Consider the following 14,805-nt stretch of genomic DNA (forward strand, 5'->3'; position numbering starts at 1 on the left):
GGGAGCGCATGGCGCTCAGTCGACGTGGGGGTACGTCCCGTCCAAGTAGTGGGCGATCTGCTTCCTCATGGAGGGGTGGATGTCGTACGAGTCCAGATCGTCGGGCAGGACCCAGCGCACGTCGTCTGCTTCGTCGTTGACGGTCGGTTGGCCGCCGACGGGGCGCCCGATCACGGTCACCTCGTATGCCTGCCGGATCTCGCCGTCGGTGTAGGCGACCACGTGTTCGGGGAGCGAGTAGACGCCTAGGAGTCCGATGGGGATGACATCGACACCGGTCTCCTCCTTGCATTCCCGCACCGAGCACTGGGTGGGGGATTCTCCGATGTCCATGGCTCCGCCGGGGAGCGCGTACTGGCCGGTGTCGCGGCGGCGCTGCAGGAGGATCGCTCCGTCGTCCCGGGCGGCGAGCATGTTGCACGCCGGGATCAGCGTGTTCGGTTTGGGTGCGTTCTCGTCGTACCAGAACTCCGTACGTCCCATCGCGGGCCGGGCTCCTTACATGGATTCGGGGGACCAGGCTTTTGCAGTCTCCCAGACCGCGTCGAAGCTGCAGGCGTAGTGGTCGAACCAGCCGTCGTCCCCCAGGCGACGCAGTTCGAACAGGGGGTTGGCGCTGGCCGGCTGGCCCCAGACGTGCGGGTTGACGAGGAGTGCGTCGTCGAAGCGGAACAGGCTGTTGTAGAGGGTCGTGTCGTGCAGGCGTACCTCGCAGCCGGGGGTCCCGATCAGCTTGCGGTAGTAGGTGAGCGATGCCCTGATCTTCGCGGAGAGCGTGCCGCCGATCCCTTCCTCCTCGTCGCGGACGGCGATTGCCTTGCCCGACGGGTCGCCGAAACAGAGGCGGATCCGGACGCCGGCGTCGGCGCGTTCGGCGAGCATCGCCGCCACGCGCGGGTTGGTCTGGGCGAAGAACGTCCCGCTGAACACCAGGACGTCGATGTGCTCCTGCGCGGACTGCAGGAGGCGGACCCAGGTCTTCTGCGGGACGCTCGCGCGGTTGGGAAAGGCGGCGACCAGTTCCGCCTGCTCCGTCGGCTGTCCCGGGGCGTCGTCCTCCTCCGGCGGCCACAGATACGATTCGTCCACGCCGAGACTCTGCGCAACCGCCCAGCGGTGCCTGCGGAGTGGCTGCCGACCCAGGCTGATCCAGCGCTCCACCGTCTTGACGTCTACTTCGCAGGAGGCCGCAAGGTCCTCCGGGGTCACCTTCCGCTGGATCATCACCGTACGCAGCCGCTCGTTCACATTCGCATCCTCGCAGGACGTCCTGGGACGCGGCAAGATCTTGCGGGACGCCAGGACGTCCCAAGAGGGCTCTATTAACAGGCAGTTCACGCTGCATACCCTGGGCACGTGCAGCTCATCGTGCTCTGGGACGTGGACCACACCCTCGTCGACAACGCCGGCGTCAGCAAAGAGATCTACGCCAACGCCTTCAAGGCCCTCGCGGGGCGGGATGCCGTGCTGCCCGCGCCGACGGAGGGACGCACGGACCGGGCGATCATGCGCGAGATGTTCGTCCGGCACGGTCTGCCGGTTCCCGGATGGGAGTCGGCGCAGGGAGCGCTGGAAGAAGCCGGGCGGGGCCGCGAGCAGGATCTGCGACGGCGGGGCCGGGTTCTGCCCGGTGTCCAGGAGGCGTTGAAGGCGCTCGCGGCGGACTCCGAGGTCTGTTCCTCGGTTCTCACGGGCAACGTCGCGGCGAACGCGCGCGTCAAGCTGAGGGCTTTCGGTCTCGACGGCCTGCTCGACCTGTCCGTGGGTGGGTACGGCGAAGACAGCGAGGACCGGGCCCAGCTCGTCGACGCTGCACGAACCAGGATTCACGCCGCCTATGGCGTGGCGATGATGGTGTCGACTGTGCTGATCGGTGACACGCCTCGCGATGTGCAGGCGGCGCATGACGCCGGGGCACACTGTGTTGCTGTCGCCTCGGGCATCCACTCGATGGCGGAACTCCGTGCCGCTGGCGCCGACTTCGTCGTTCCGGATCTGACGGATACGGAGGGCCTGTTGGCCCACCTGCGGGCAGCAGCGGCCTGAGTCGGCCTGTCCCTGCACCCTAGTGCCTTGTCGAAGTCACTCTTTGGATCGCGGCGGGTCAGGGGCGCAGGGCGTAGCAGCGCATCGAGTCCAGGTCTTCGCTTTCGACCGATGACCAGGGCGCGGTCAGCAGTTCCACCTGCTGCGCGGTGATTCCGATCGACTTCCGCTCCTCTGGGAGGCGCTCCGCGAGAGGGGTGACCAACCAGAACGTTCCGCCGGGCGGGAGGAGGCATCGGATACGGTCGAGGAAGGCGGGCTTGTCCTTGATGAAGGCGAACACTAGTCGACAGGTGACGAGGGCGTAGCCGGCGTCGGGGAGCACGCTGCTGTCGTCGGTCTCGATGTCCAGTTGTTGGAAGACCGGGCCGTCATTCGCGTCTTGCTCGGCCTGCGCGAGCTTCAGCGCGGCGGAGGAACAGTCGATCGCCGTGGTGCGGTATCCGAGGTCGGCGTGCAGGTACCGGGCGAGGGCCCCGTCACCACAGCCGATGTCGAGCGCGGGCCGGCCTCGGCCGGCGCCGAGGAGGCGGCGGGTCAGCTGCTGTTCCTCGGGGCCGAGGCCGCGATAACGGCGCCCCGAAGTCCACAGCGGGTCCCAGTAATCGGCCGGGTTGGTGATCGTCATGGGCTGGCGGGCTCCTCGGTCGGGATCAGGGAGACAGGGGCGGCGGGGCCGAGCCCGCGGACGGGCGAGTTCCACAGCACGAGGAACGGGACGGCCAGGGCCGCGGTGATAAGCGTGAGGGTGGGGCGCAGGCCGAGCAGGCTGCCCAGAGCGCCAGCGGCGAGCGCGGCGAACGGGCGCAGGCTGAAGGCGAGCCAGGCTCCGGTGGCCTGGGCCCGTCCTTGGAGGTGGTCGGGGGCGAGTTCCTGGCGGACGGCGCGCTGGAGCCCGCCGTGGCACACAGCGGCACCGGTTTGGATGACCATGCCGACGCCGATGGCGAACTGCCCGCCGAGCCCGGGGCCGGTGACGACCAGGGGAATCTGGGCGACTGGGTTGAGGGCGAGCGCGCCGAGCATCACCTTGCCGGGACCCCAACGTCGCTCCAGGGGCTGCCAGACGAGGGCTCCGAGGATGCCGCCGACTCCGCCGGCGCCCATGACGATCCCGAGGGCGGTCGGGCTCCAGTGCAGTTCGCGTAGCAAATACAGCGACCACAGGGCGCTGCTGGCAGCCAGCACGAAGGAAGTGGCCGTATTCGACAGCACGATCGAGCGCACGACGGGGGTATGCAGCGTGTAGGTGAGGCCCTCGCGGATTTCCGCCCAGTGGCTCCTGCCTGCCGTGCGGGCGGGAGGCGGGTCCTCGCGGTGCTTGATGCGCCACAGGAGCAGGGCGCTGGCGAGGTAGGAGGCGGCATCGACGGTGACGGCGCGGGCCGCGCCGAGCACCGTGACGAGGACGCCGCCGGAGTTTGTGCCGATCAGGTCGGCCAGGGAGTTGTTGGCGCCCATCTTGGAGTTGCCGTCCTTGATCCGGCCTGGGCCGAGGAGGGAGGGCAGGTAACTGATTGAGGCGTTACTGCCGATGACCTGCACGGCGGCCACTGTGAAGGCGACCGCATAGAGGTGAATCAGGGTGATGCGGGCGAGGAGTTGCGCGGTGGGGAGAGTGAGCAGGACGGCGGCGCAGAGCAGGTCGCAGGTGATGATCACCGGGCGCTTGCGACGGCGGTCTGCGAGGACGCCGGCATGGAGGGACAGCAGCAAGGGTGGGAGTTTGGAGGCGAAAGCGATCAGCGCGACGTTGAAGGTGGAGGCGTGCAGTTCGACAACGGCCAGGACGGACAGCGCGATCGTGGTCACGCGACTTCCGGTAACGCTGATGCCGTGCGCGACGGCGTAGCGCCGGAAGTCTCTGTCTCTCCACAGACTTCCTGAGGCGTCGGGTCCGGATCGGTGCGACACGTCAGCGAACTCCCCTCGTAGGTATGACTGTTACGGCCCCGCCGTGCGGCGTCGCGTCCCGTGTTGGGCTCCCGCTGCAGACCAGGGCCGCCCGCGGTCAGCGCGGCAGGAGCCGTTCGACTCCTTCGCCGTGCAGCAGCTGCGCGATGTTCTCCACGAGGCCGCCGACGTCGCCGGCCGGTCCGACGGCTGCGACATGGATCGCGTCGTCGCCTAACGGGTGGAAGACGGCGGCGTCGACTCGGATCCGGTCGGGTTCGTCGGTGTAGTGGGCGTGGACCGAGCAGGCGGTCTGGCAGTTGCCTTTGAGCTGGGCTAGGACGCCGCGCTCGACGGCCAGCAGCCGGGCAGTGGCCGGGTCGTTGATGGCGTCGAGGAGGTGAGCGGCGATGGTGTCGCCACTGCGCTGCTCGACGACGAGCGTGCCGGCGCCGGTGGCCGGGGCTAGCACCGAGGCCGGGATGAGCTGGGTGGCCCGGTCCGCCTGGGACACCCGGCAGAGTCCCGCGTAGGAGACCACGAGGGCATCGAGCGGCTTGTCGCCTTCGCCGGCGTCGAGGCGGGCGAGGCGGGGAAGCAGGTTGCCGCGCACCGGCTGGATGGTGAGGTGGGGGTAGCGGGTGCGGAGTTGGGCGATGCGGCGCGGTGCGCTGGTGCCGAGGACGGTTCCGGGTGGGAGGTCGTCCAGGGTGGCGGCGGGCTGTCCGGCCGGGAGGACGAGGGCGTCCCGGGCGTCTTCGCGGGGCAGGACGGCGCCGATGGTGGTGTCGGTGCCGCGCTCGTGGGGGCCGGGGAGGTCTTTGGCGCACGAGACGGTGGCATCGACGCCTGCGGTGGCCAAGGCCCGGTCCAGCTCGCGTACCCAGACGGCCTTGCCGCCGATCTGCGCGAGGGGTCCCTGGTGCAGGTCGCCAGCGGCTTTCATCGAGGCGACGTGGACGGCGACTTGGGGGAAGGCGCGTTCGAGTAGTCCGGCGACGTGGGCGGCTTGGACGAGGGCCAGGTCGGAGTCGCGGGTTCCGATGACGATTCTGGGCGGGAGGCGGGTCACGGACGGATCCTGTGGTCAGGGAAGTGGGAGGTGAGGAGGGTGACGATCGTGGTGACGGCGAGGCCGCCAGCGATCACGCCGAGACAGCCCAGCAGGTCGCGCAGGGTGCTCCACAGCGGGTCGCCGACCCACTTACTGGGCCGGCGCGCACCGGACCGGGCGGTGTGCAGCGGGTCGTGGGTGTCAAGAGCGCGGCGATCTGTCCGCCAGACCAGGTGCAGGGTGCTGTCCACCAGCGTCGGCACCATGCGGGCGGCCTGCCCGAAGATGGTGTCCAGCCGCGCGTACGCGCGCCGCACCCCGCCGAAGTCGTAGCGCAGCGCCCCGCCGAAGAAGGCAACCTCGGATTCAGAGACCGTCGGCTCCGTCCTCCACACCCGTGTCAACAGCCGCTTCATCGCGCCTCCGACACGGTCGGGCCAGTGGGGCTATGGGGCTCGCCGTCGAGCAGGGCGGCCGGTACCCCAGCGCCCAGGGCGGCATGCGCCGCCTGGATGCGGCGGGCGAGGCGGTGCGGCAGCCGCGCGAGCGCCTCCTCAACTGGGAGGAACTCGGCCGCACCGATCTCCCCGTCCGCGAAGCGCAGGGATTTGGTCTGCTGGTCGGTGAGCGGACCTACGTGGAAGACCGTGACGACCATGGCCCGTCCATACCGGGCAGCAGGGACCTGGTCCAGGACGAGGAGCCGACCGATCGGCACGCCCGTCAGGTCGAGTTCCTCGGCCAGTTCCCGTTGCAGACCCTCGATCTGCGTTTCGCCGGCGTGCACCATGCCGCCGGGCATGTCGAAGCCGTCCTTGTAGGTCGGGTCGACCACGAGGATGCGGTCGTCGGCATCGGTGATCAGGGCGGTGCAGGAGGCCATGGGGGCCTCGACCTGCGCCCAGTACGCCCGCTGCGCGTCGGTGACCACGCGGTCAGGGCGGCCGACAACCTGCTCTTCGCTGGTCATTGAGGTCCTCCTCCAAGGCCACAAGGGCGGTGCGGGGCATCGCGCCGGCTATAGACCGGCACTCGGTGGGCATCACGAACGCAGGGTCAGGGCAGCAGGACCGCCGTGCCCGGATGGGGGATCTCGATCGCGGCCTGCGGCGGACAGAGCGGAATGCCCCAGCAGGCTGCCGCCGTACGAGCCGCGTACACGGCCTGCTCGCGGCCGGCGCGTCCGAGGCCGAGCAGCTCGCTTGCCTGCACCGGGCTGACCAGTAGCCGCCCGTAGGTGATCCCGGTCGCGACATCCTGCGGCGCCGGTCCCAGGGAGGCGATGCGGGCGATGTAGCGGGCCCGGGCATTCGGCCCGGTGCCCGGGCCGTAGACAACACCATCCGGATCGAGGAGGTATCCGAGGTAAGCAACAGCCTGCAGGTGCAGGGCCGCCTCTTCGGAGGCTTCACGAAGTGCCGCCGCCTTCGGACCATCGTCGTGCTCTTCGACCGTGCCTCCTGGAAGGACGCAATGGCCGTCGCGCGGATCCACCAGGACGACGACCCGGCCGAGCGGGTCAAAGGCCCACACCCACGCTTGTTTCACGGGCAGGCTGGCGGCGGGCTCGCTGCCGGGATGCCAGGCGATCTGCTGGTATCCGGCCGCGATGCGCGGAATGACCTTCTGACGCTGCAGCGCCGACCCGCCACCGACGGCATCCCCGTCCTCCAGCACGGCGGGTCCGGCACGGTCGATCCGGGCGCGCAGGGCAGCCAGCATCCGTCGTCCCTCGATCGGGAACATCCGGGATGCGGCCTGGGCCGGAGGCAGGAAGTGGAACGAGGTGATTTCGTCCTCGGCCAGGCGAATCCGAGCGCTGTCACTCTCCTCCAGCACGCCACCGTCCCAGATGGCCACGGTCTCACCTGGGAAGCCGTACACGGTCCCGAACTCAGGATTGCCCTTACTGACCCAGTCGACTGCCAGGAGCCGACGTACGCCGATGGACAGCCCAAGCTCCTCGACCACCTCGCGCACCGCTGCGGCTGAGGGGCGCTCCGTCTGGTCAACTCCCCCGCCGGGCAGCAGCAGCGTCCCCGGCCGGTACGCCGGGTCCAGGGCCAGGACCTTGCCCTCGGCGTCCACGAAGAGCACCGCGGCGCCGCCCCAGAATGCCGCGCGCGAGCGCGCGTAGTCCTCCGGCGCCATCAGCCCCACCGGCTCGCGCCCATCCTCAACAGGCATCGGGCCACCCCAGCGTGCTCGCGCTCTGGCCCCGCTGAATGCACACCAGGGCCTGGCGGGTGTAGCGCACCAATTTCTCCGGCAGCTCCGAGAGCGGCCACCACCGCAGCTCCGCGCACTTGTCCGGTTCCGCAACATAGGGCCGCCCCGAGTACTGCTTGACGGTGAAGAAGACTTGCAGCCGACTCTGGCCGGTTTCGAGGTCATGGTCGTGGACGGCGTGCGCAACCACCAGGTCCTCCTCGGCGAGGGCGATGCCCAGCTCCTCCCGAGCCTCACGGACCATGCCGGCGAGGAAGGACTCCCCGTCCTCAAGATGGCCGGCTGGAACGTGCCACCACCCGTCACACCAGGCGGTGCCCGTGCGTAGGCCGAGCAGCACCAGGTCCTCTTCGATCAGCACCAAGTGAAGTCCGATCACGGACTGGTAGGACAACGCCTTCTCCTTCTCGACAGGTCGGTGCGATCGGGGGGCAGTTGACCGTTCGGACCGCAGTGCTGCCGCCCAGGCGCGGGACGCTCCGTCCTGCCAACGTGATAACTGAAGAGCACGCGACCTTGTGATAAGCGACGGTATGGGTTCGGCCAACGCCCCAGTAAGTGCGTCGGGGTGATACCGACGGCGCCTAGCAGGCAGCACACACGGCACAGCGGGGCCTCCCGAGGCATGAGGAATTCGATGCGTACGCCGCCTGTGACCGCAGCGACTCGGGTGCCCGTTGCCGGACTCTGCCGAGTCTATCTAGCCTGAGCCGTAAGGTCGTTGGACGAGACCGTGTTCTCGACGCTTCCACTCGTTGCGGTGTTTTTCGGATCCTTGGGCGCGTTGAGGCGTGCGAAGGCAAGCAGCCCAGCCGCGGCTGAGAGCCGTTCGCCCGCTCGCCCTCGCAGGTCGATCCGTTGTGCGATGTCGCGTTCGACAGTCGCCCCCGCCTGGGCGAGCCCCGCGAACGCCGACCCCCGAGTGGCGTGCCCTGGTGGAGCTGGCGACGAACTGGCTTGCCACGTCTAGCTCGTGGAGAACGCCAAGGAGGCCCGCCCCGTCCCGGCCTTTGTGGAGGGCCTGGAATGCCTCTTGGCGGCCCCACAGGAGGAGATGGTCCGGCCCACCAAGAGCCGCGGAAAGCCCAGAATCCCACGCTGACCGGCCGGCCCGCCCCACCATCCTCTCGGAGATGGCCGAGGTGGACCGCCTGCGGACCCGGCAGCCCAAGCCCGAGGCACTCGCCGGAATGAGGGCCCGTCTCGGCATCTCCGTGACCGGGTGACCCCGAGATTCCCCCGCGGAGAGCCCGTCACCGCCCCGCAGGATGACGGGCTCCCCCCGGTTGTGGTGAATGATGGCCCCTTAGCACTTGCCGACAAGGGGGGTAACAGCGATGAGACAAAACGACTTCGAGGTCATGCTGGAGTTCTTCCGGGCCCGTCTTCGTGAGGATGAAACTGCTGCTCGCGCGGTGAAGCCCGGCAAGGACGAGGGCACGGCAAGGTTGCAGGCCCGGGTCCTCGCCGACGTTGCCGCGAAACGCCAACTCCTGCGCTGGGTTGCGGCGCCTGAGTGGAAGGCTTGGAAATCAGAGAGTGGGGGCCTCACCCGCTGGCAGAGGGTGGGCGTGGACTTGGTCGCCAGTGTCCCGCAGTATCTCCGTAGACCAGTGATCTACAAACTCGTTGAGGCGTACGCCGACCACCCCGACTTCCGGCCCGAGTGGCTGCCGCTCGAGGACGAGCGAGAGCTGGACAAGGAGTACAAGCCCGGCGCGCACGAGAGCAGCACCGGCAAGCAGGGCCGCACCGTCTGACCCGCAGAGGCACAAGGGTCCGTCACTGAGCGTTTTCAGCGTGGGCACTGATCGGGTGACGCCGGTGTGATGGGGCGGGGGCCGCAACGCACGAGGAGTGGGCGGTGCCGACGGATATCCCGAAGCCAGCCGCGATGCGGTCGCAACAGTCGACGGACAACCCGTTGCTCGATCTCGTCACGGCTCGGCCATGTCCGTAACACCACCGCCCAACACCCGCCCTCGAGCGTCTGAACCGACCCGGCACCAGCACATAAACATGCACTGTTCGCGGCCGATTTACACTCAGACGGCAGGCACTTCGATCGCATTCAGCAGGGCCAGAATAGGTTCGTTCGCACCCAAGCAACGGTCCGCGACCCACTCAAGACCGTAGTCGGCGTAGCTGGAAGCAAGTCTGATGACATCTCGCGGCTGCGCGAGGATTGCCTCGCCCTTTTCGGCTATCGCAAGCAACTCAAGGTGGACGATGCGCCAATCGTCGCTCGCGAAGATGGCGCCATCGGCGAACTTTCGGACTTCGCCAGCACGCTGACGCGTCTCACCGTGCTTGACGCCGATGCACAGACCAAGCCACCAGGCATCGATCATTCGTCCCACTGGCTTGCCGGGCCCGAAAAACTGGCTGATCTTCGGGTGTAGATCCGCCGGCATGGTCAGCTCAACAGACGCGTATGGGTTCATACCGCTCATGCCACCGATTCCTCTCTGAACCGCAAGCCGAGATCGTTGTCGTGGCGCCGCGCACAGATATTGCACTGTTGTCGGTGGCTGCAGCCACAGTTGCGCGAATAAGGCTCATCTTCGGCCCACTTGTGCACGAGATCGAGTGGGTAATGCTGGCTACACGACAGGGTACCGAAGGCTCCAGCCCTCTGGTCCAAGATGTGTTCCACGCCAGCGATCTCTGAACGAGTCAATAGCAGCACCACTTGGTATGGCGTTTCATCGGCCGCTGGAGGACGCGTGATGGCTTCGACCATGCGCTCCTTGGTCGTGCCTGAGACCATTCCAAGCGGGGTGTCGATGAACCGCGGTGCAACGGTGCCAGCGACTTCCATGAGTGACCATACGAATGCAAGTGTGAGCGCCCGCTGAGAGGCCCCGTTTACTTCAAAGTCAGGGTCTAGGCTGTTGCCGTGCTGACTCGAAACAACGATGTCGAAATTGCTAGTGATTGATGTCGCGGTGATGACACCCGTGCTGGCACCATTATCAGCACCAATGATGTCCTTAAACATGCGGTCAAGCCGTTTCGAGACCCGCTCGACGTAGGGTCCCTCAAGCTGGTCCTGCACCGCCCTCGCCAGGTTTAGAAGATCCAGTCCGACGTCCCGCCTAACGGCAAGGTCTCGCGAGATGCTGGCGTTACGCTCGGCGTTTCTTTTCTCCTCGCGTTTCTGGTCACAGTCGTACTTTGCAGTCCCGCGGCGAGTGTCCAGGTTGCCTAGTTTGAATTTGACGTCGCCCTTTTTGCGGTCGAGTTCGGCAAGTTCCTCGGCCAGCTCGCGCACCCTCACGTCGTCAATCAGGGCACGGCGCTCTTTTGCTGCCTGCAAGGCAGTCGTTTTACTCCGCACGGATTCCGCCAGCTTCGCGAAGTCTCCCAGAGCATCGGTACGAGCTCCCGCGAAGTCCTGCTGGTTTACACTGCGCAGTGCCCGCGCGCCGTACCGTAGCTCGGTGAGTCGCTCCGCGATCGCACCTCGGTCCTGCTGCTCGGCCAGCAACTTAGCGACCTCATCACGATGGGTCGAGCCAGGCTCCAGTTCCTCCCCGCAGATGCAGATGCCGAGCTCGAGCCGATCTTCCAAAATCTGCGTCGAGGTCTTCGGGATCAAACGAAGGTCCTTCAGCTCGTCGAGGCGTGTCAGGGCCTTCTTCAGCGAGGCACCGGCAAGAGTCCAGGACAGGGCTTCACTGCGCAGCAGGCCACTCATCGCGGCGAAGTTCTTTTGTTGATATCCCTCTAGCGCAGCGAGATCTTCCTCTAGCCCTTGGATCTCTTGGTTGATGGCGTCGAGGTCGCCGATGCCGCGGATGGCTTCAAGCTCGCGGCCTTTGCGGACTTGGTCCCTCTCAATGTTTCCGAGACGAACCGTGAGCTTTTCATATTCGTCGTCGATCTCCTTGAGTGCCAGTTCGAGCTTTTCGAGCTCACCCGTGACCTTTTCCAGTTTGCCGCCGGCATCCCGGGCGGCCCTGCGGTCGAGGCCGGACTGCACCGCCTCAATGTCAACGACTGCCGTCCGAAGCTGACGGATTCCGAGCAGGCTCTCGATCGCGAGATGAACCTTCTCTTGGCGCACCCGAGCTTCTTGCTTGCCGGTGATGAACTTCTGAACGTCGTCGCCGTTTGTAAAGAAGATGTCCACGAGCCTCTTTGGCAGCCACTGTTCCAACCAGGACTCCGGCTGGTCAAGCTCCTTATCTCCTGCTGCGGTGAGCTTTGAGAGCTTCACGACTTCCCGTCCACGCTCCGCTGATCCAGTCACCTGGGGGGTTTCCTGAACGTGTCGCGTGAGCCGGTAATACGCCGTCCCGCCCTCGTCAGTGATATGGAAGTCGAGAACGACCTCAATGAATACCGGCGATCCCGCAGGTGCAGCCTTGGAAGAGAGTCTGATATCTGTGGGGCTGGTGATGCTCTTGAGAGCGTCCATCCCGTATAGACCCCAGATAATCGCATAGTGGAGGGACGTCTTGCCCGACCCGTTCTCGGCTCGTATGACCGTCAGCGGTTTGGCAGGGTCGATCGATAGTTGAATATCGACGTCTTTGAGCAGCTTGAAGTTATGGACTCTAATCCGCTGGATTATCATTGGCTGCTTCCACCACCAAGCGAGGCCGCCATACTCCCTACCTTCTCTACACGCTTGGCGATGAGTTCCTGCCGCTGCCGGCTGGTCATCATGTGATCCTGCTGCCTTGCGATCAGATCAAGCACCTCAACGAGATCCTCGTGATATCCCTCGTACCGCAGCGGGAGCTGTTTCACCTCGACGCTCGCGACTTCCCGGATGCGGGGAGTTGTTGCCATTCCGCCACCCCTGCCTATAGTGCGGTCTCATACTTGGCGATAATCTCGCGAGGACCGTCGTTGTCGTATTCATTCTCCGCCGTACCGGCGAACTCCCGCGCCCTGGCAAGTTCCCCCTTCAAAACAGAACGTGCAGCTGTCGTATCTAGCCGCGGGGGAACAACCAGGAAGTCATGCAGCTCGGCGATCCTCTTCCCAGGGGATTGACGAAGGATTCTGCCCCTCCTCTGAATCCACTCCCGCCGAACCGTACTAGATGCGAGCAGGTATGCAGTGTCTGTCTGCGGGATGTCCACACCTTCGTCGAGGACCTTCATCGAAGTCAGGGCCTGATAGTCGCCGCTACTAAAGCGTTCAAGGTATTGAGCAGCACCCGAACTGGAGGTTTCCGTGTTTGTGTACTGGTGGAAGCGGATTCCGAGTCGGCGGAGCACACTGTTGACGAGGTGGATCTGCGAGGGCCCTGTCAACGCTACTGGTTTGGCAGAGGTATATATGAGCGTCCGAGCGACGTTCTCGGGTCCGCCCATTTCCAGCAGATGCTCAAGTGCGGGAATCTTGGCCTGCGCCTGTTCAAGGACTGCCCGGCGCTTTCGCAAGAGATGCTCGACCTGAGCATCATGACCGAAGTCCTTGCCGTCATCGGCCCCTATAAACCCTTTGCGCTGTAGCTGGCGTGTCAGGTCCTCGTACTCAGCCATCTCTTGTTCGGTTAGCTCAACCTCGTGGACGTGATAGTTGTATGGCGTCAAGCAGCCGGCGTTGATGGCATCCCTAAGGGTGAACTCGAAAACCGGTGAACCGAAGAACTCAAAAAGTGCCTCCGTGCCGTCGGTATCGTACTGACGACTCGGTGTTGCAGAGAGGCCAAGACGAACATTGAACCGGTGTGGCGCCTTCGCCATGAAACCAGCCGAGCCGAGGTTGTGCACCTCGTCGCCGACGAGTACGGCGAGCACTTCGCCCGGCAGCTCGGCAATAAAGCTGCGCATGCCTTCGTCTTCAGTGAACAGCTTTTGAGTGCAGAGAATAACCGCTGTAAATGGGTCTCGCCCTGAGAGTCCTGCCCGGATCTCTTCAAGGAGGCCGCGCCGCTGCGGACCTGACCTCGTACTCGGCTGAAACGGCTCGACGCCAAAACCTCTGACGGCTTCTGCCCATTGCCGTTGGAGCGGTGCGCTCGGCACAATGATCAAGACGAATACAGGGCCCTTATGTCTGTCCTGCTCGTGAACGGCAGCGATCAAAGCAGTCTGTGTTTTGCCGCCGCCTGTAGCGATGGCGAAAATCCCCCTAGATCCGTTGCCCAGGAACGCGTCCACGGCGTGGCCCTGGTGGCCAAACTTGCCAGTTCTCCACTCTACGTTCTCTGGAATTGTGAGCAGTCGCGGGCCAGCCACGTCGATACCGGGCGGGAGTGGCGGTTCAAGGCCACGCGCGTGGTCGGCGTGCCACGCGCGCCAGAAGTCATCGATCGAAGGGGGCGCTGCTCCGGAATGCCGACGGGCGACCACGTCCAGACCATCCTTGAGATCGATGCACAGGACGTGGGGACTTTTATTCGCCCACTGGCTGTCCCATCGCGCCAGGAGCTTTGTTACGCGGGCTTGCGAGGCGGAGCCATCCGCCCACGGCCGGTCGACGCTCATTTGTTCGCCATTGACCAGAAGGCCCCGGGCTGTAGCGTTGCCGGAGCCGTGGACTGCCGCCCAGGTTGCACCGGAACGTAGCAACCACAGCTTCTTGTGGTACATCCCTTGCTTCATCAGCGCGAAGCGAACCACCAGGCGCTTGGCAGCGACAAGGTACGCAAGACAGTCGAGGGTGTGATGGACCAAGGCGTGCTGCGACAGGGATGCGTCTTCGAGCAGTCGATCTACAGCGATCCGGATCGCCTCCTGGGGCGATAGCGCCCCACGGGCAAGCGCGTCGCGATCTGCGTCGCTGATTGAGGGGCTCATAAGCAACTCGATAGTGCCGTTGCTCCGCTCGAGGAACGAGACCAGACCAGGAGCAATCTGAGCCAGGCACTGCGAACTGAAGAAACCTGCTCCGACTCGGACGTGATCCGCCACTGCCATGGCCGGGATCAGAACGTCACCGATCAGGTCGTCCTCGGGGATGTCATACAGAGACTCGACATCGGCGAGAGCTATTTTGAACTCGCTGGTCACTGATTCACCTTGGCGTTGACACTAACGATGCTCCCGCCGGGGACCAGAGGAACCCACGCGCCAGTGACGCCAGCCGCACAGCGCTCCCTCGTACCCCCCATGGCCCCTCCGACCAGCAATCCAGGTTGACGCTGCATCAAGTATACGTTCACAGTGCTCCGCGCCATCCTGATACTCGGCGATGCCGTCTCCGACACCGATCGATCGGAACGGTAGCGTTCCGGGTAATTGCGCGACACGTGGGTCAACTGCGATGTGCCCACAGGGGCACTTGGTGCCATCGACCACCACAACCAGCCCCGCCCTCCTGGCGGACGCCTCCCCCGCCACCTTGCCGCCCCCGCCCCCCACCGCCGGAGGACCAGCCCTGGACGGCTCAGGACCTGGCCGCCGGCACCACCGGCAGCGCTGCTGTGGGCGAGAATCGTGAGGACGTCGCGGCAGTCTTCGATGTCTCGCTGAAGGCCGTGGACGGCTGGCGGACTGTAATCGGCGACAAGGGCTACAGATAGAAGTTGTCGCATCTCGGAGGCCCTCTGCCACGCACGGCCGGAGTAGATCCCGTCCTCCATTGTGTCCAAGACGCTGGTCCATGTCGCGCAGGCTTCT

15 protein-coding genes are annotated in these 14,805 nt (G+C 65.6%); 2 read left to right on the forward strand and 13 right to left on the reverse strand.

Going from position 1 to position 14,805, the window contains the following annotated elements; all coding sequences use genetic code 11:
* Nucleotides 1-15: 15 nt before the first annotated feature.
* Together ACLZN2_RS03870 and ACLZN2_RS03875 are read right to left on the reverse strand one after the other, a co-directional pair.
* The gene (locus tag ACLZN2_RS03870) at nucleotides 16-483 is read right to left on the reverse strand and encodes an NUDIX hydrolase (protein WP_416976905.1); all 468 of its coding nucleotides are present in this window, start codon (nucleotides 481-483) and stop codon (nucleotides 16-18) included.
* Nucleotides 484-498: 15 nt separating this feature from the next.
* Complete coding sequence (locus tag ACLZN2_RS03875; RefSeq protein WP_416976906.1) at nucleotides 499-1,248, reverse strand: XRE family transcriptional regulator; 750 nt, start codon at nucleotides 1,246-1,248, stop codon at nucleotides 499-501.
* Nucleotides 1,249-1,356: 108 nt separating this feature from the next.
* Here ACLZN2_RS03875 and ACLZN2_RS03880 point away from each other — a divergent pair, with 108 nt between their 5' ends.
* On the forward strand, nucleotides 1,357-2,046 hold the full coding sequence (locus ACLZN2_RS03880; RefSeq protein ID WP_416976907.1) for an HAD family hydrolase: 690 nt from the start codon (nucleotides 1,357-1,359) through the stop codon (nucleotides 2,044-2,046).
* A 58-nt stretch (nucleotides 2,047-2,104) separates the two neighbouring features.
* On the opposite strand, the gene ACLZN2_RS03885 is transcribed toward ACLZN2_RS03880, so the two are convergent.
* The 7 genes from ACLZN2_RS03885 to ACLZN2_RS03915 form a co-directional block, all read right to left on the reverse strand.
* Complete coding sequence (locus ACLZN2_RS03885; RefSeq protein WP_416976908.1) at nucleotides 2,105-2,674, reverse strand: class I SAM-dependent methyltransferase; 570 nt, start codon at nucleotides 2,672-2,674, stop codon at nucleotides 2,105-2,107.
* Complete coding sequence (locus ACLZN2_RS03890) at nucleotides 2,671-3,960, reverse strand: MFS transporter (RefSeq protein WP_416976909.1); 1,290 nt, start codon at nucleotides 3,958-3,960, stop codon at nucleotides 2,671-2,673. The genes ACLZN2_RS03885 and ACLZN2_RS03890 overlap by 4 nt, the downstream gene beginning before the upstream one ends.
* A gap of 97 nt (nucleotides 3,961-4,057) precedes the next feature.
* On the reverse strand, nucleotides 4,058-5,011 hold the full coding sequence (hemC, locus tag ACLZN2_RS03895) for a hydroxymethylbilane synthase (RefSeq protein WP_416976910.1): 954 nt from the start codon (nucleotides 5,009-5,011) through the stop codon (nucleotides 4,058-4,060).
* Nucleotides 5,008-5,409: a hypothetical protein gene (locus tag ACLZN2_RS03900; RefSeq protein WP_416976911.1), complete on the reverse strand. Its 402-nt coding sequence runs from the start codon at nucleotides 5,407-5,409 to the stop codon at nucleotides 5,008-5,010. Before ACLZN2_RS03900 ends, hemC begins: the two co-directional genes overlap by 4 nt.
* Nucleotides 5,406-5,963 carry an NUDIX domain-containing protein gene (locus tag ACLZN2_RS03905; protein WP_416976912.1) on the reverse strand — a complete coding sequence of 186 codons (558 nt, stop codon included), beginning with the start codon at nucleotides 5,961-5,963 and terminating at the stop codon, nucleotides 5,406-5,408. Before ACLZN2_RS03905 ends, ACLZN2_RS03900 begins: the two co-directional genes overlap by 4 nt.
* A gap of 86 nt (nucleotides 5,964-6,049) precedes the next feature.
* Nucleotides 6,050-7,180 carry an NUDIX hydrolase gene (locus ACLZN2_RS03910; protein WP_416976913.1) on the reverse strand — a complete coding sequence of 377 codons (1,131 nt, stop codon included), beginning with the start codon at nucleotides 7,178-7,180 and terminating at the stop codon, nucleotides 6,050-6,052.
* Nucleotides 7,170-7,616 (reverse strand): NUDIX hydrolase, encoded by a 447-nt coding sequence (locus ACLZN2_RS03915; RefSeq protein ID WP_416976914.1) that lies wholly within the window; start codon nucleotides 7,614-7,616, stop codon nucleotides 7,170-7,172. Before ACLZN2_RS03915 ends, ACLZN2_RS03910 begins: the two co-directional genes overlap by 11 nt.
* 943 nt (nucleotides 7,617-8,559) lie before the next feature.
* Here ACLZN2_RS03915 and ACLZN2_RS03920 point away from each other — a divergent pair.
* Nucleotides 8,560-8,982 carry a DUF6221 family protein gene (locus ACLZN2_RS03920; protein WP_416976915.1) on the forward strand — a complete coding sequence of 141 codons (423 nt, stop codon included), beginning with the start codon at nucleotides 8,560-8,562 and terminating at the stop codon, nucleotides 8,980-8,982.
* A 285-nt stretch (nucleotides 8,983-9,267) separates the two neighbouring features.
* Here the strand turns inward: ACLZN2_RS03920 and ACLZN2_RS03925 are convergent, their stop codons facing one another.
* From ACLZN2_RS03925 to ACLZN2_RS03940, 4 genes are read right to left on the reverse strand one after another with little or no spacing between them, the layout of a single operon-like run.
* A complete protein-coding gene (locus tag ACLZN2_RS03925; RefSeq protein ID WP_416976916.1) occupies nucleotides 9,268-9,675 on the reverse strand; it encodes a hypothetical protein in 408 nt (135 codons plus the stop codon).
* Nucleotides 9,672-11,804, reverse strand: coding sequence for an AAA family ATPase (locus ACLZN2_RS03930; RefSeq protein WP_416976917.1), 2,133 nt, complete (start codon nucleotides 11,802-11,804; stop codon nucleotides 9,672-9,674). The genes ACLZN2_RS03925 and ACLZN2_RS03930 overlap by 4 nt, the downstream gene beginning before the upstream one ends.
* Nucleotides 11,801-12,022: a hypothetical protein gene (locus ACLZN2_RS03935; protein WP_416976918.1), complete on the reverse strand. Its 222-nt coding sequence runs from the start codon at nucleotides 12,020-12,022 to the stop codon at nucleotides 11,801-11,803. The genes ACLZN2_RS03930 and ACLZN2_RS03935 overlap by 4 nt, the downstream gene beginning before the upstream one ends.
* Nucleotides 12,023-12,036: 14 nt before the next feature.
* Nucleotides 12,037-14,196, reverse strand: a complete 2,160-nt coding sequence (locus ACLZN2_RS03940) for a DEAD/DEAH box helicase family protein (RefSeq protein ID WP_416976919.1) — start codon at nucleotides 14,194-14,196, stop codon at nucleotides 12,037-12,039.
* Between the last annotated feature and the right edge of the window lie 609 nt (nucleotides 14,197-14,805).

It is taken from the genome of Streptomyces sp. T028 (assembly GCF_048159505.1).
Classification (GTDB): domain Bacteria; phylum Actinomycetota; class Actinomycetes; order Streptomycetales; family Streptomycetaceae; genus Streptomyces.

What these genes read in the sequence shown, in the direction of transcription:
- ACLZN2_RS03935 (WP_416976918.1), bottom strand. Translation starts at nt 12,022, where the DNA reads ATGGCAACAACTCCCCGCATCCGGGAAGTCGCGAGCGTCGAGGTGAAA.
- ACLZN2_RS03910 (WP_416976913.1), bottom strand. Translation starts at nt 7,180, where the DNA reads ATGCCTGTTGAGGATGGGCGCGAGCCGGTGGGGCTGATGGCGCCGGAG.
- ACLZN2_RS03920 (WP_416976915.1), top strand. Translation starts at nt 8,560, where the DNA reads ATGAGACAAAACGACTTCGAGGTCATGCTGGAGTTCTTCCGGGCCCGT.
- ACLZN2_RS03930 (WP_416976917.1), bottom strand. Translation starts at nt 11,804, where the DNA reads ATGATAATCCAGCGGATTAGAGTCCATAACTTCAAGCTGCTCAAAGAC.
- ACLZN2_RS03885 (WP_416976908.1), bottom strand. Translation starts at nt 2,674, where the DNA reads ATGACGATCACCAACCCGGCCGATTACTGGGACCCGCTGTGGACTTCG.
- ACLZN2_RS03870 (WP_416976905.1), bottom strand. Translation starts at nt 483, where the DNA reads ATGGGACGTACGGAGTTCTGGTACGACGAGAACGCACCCAAACCGAAC.
- ACLZN2_RS03925 (WP_416976916.1), bottom strand. Translation starts at nt 9,675, where the DNA reads ATGAGCGGTATGAACCCATACGCGTCTGTTGAGCTGACCATGCCGGCG.
- ACLZN2_RS03900 (WP_416976911.1), bottom strand. Translation starts at nt 5,409, where the DNA reads ATGAAGCGGCTGTTGACACGGGTGTGGAGGACGGAGCCGACGGTCTCT.
- ACLZN2_RS03905 (WP_416976912.1), bottom strand. Translation starts at nt 5,963, where the DNA reads ATGACCAGCGAAGAGCAGGTTGTCGGCCGCCCTGACCGCGTGGTCACC.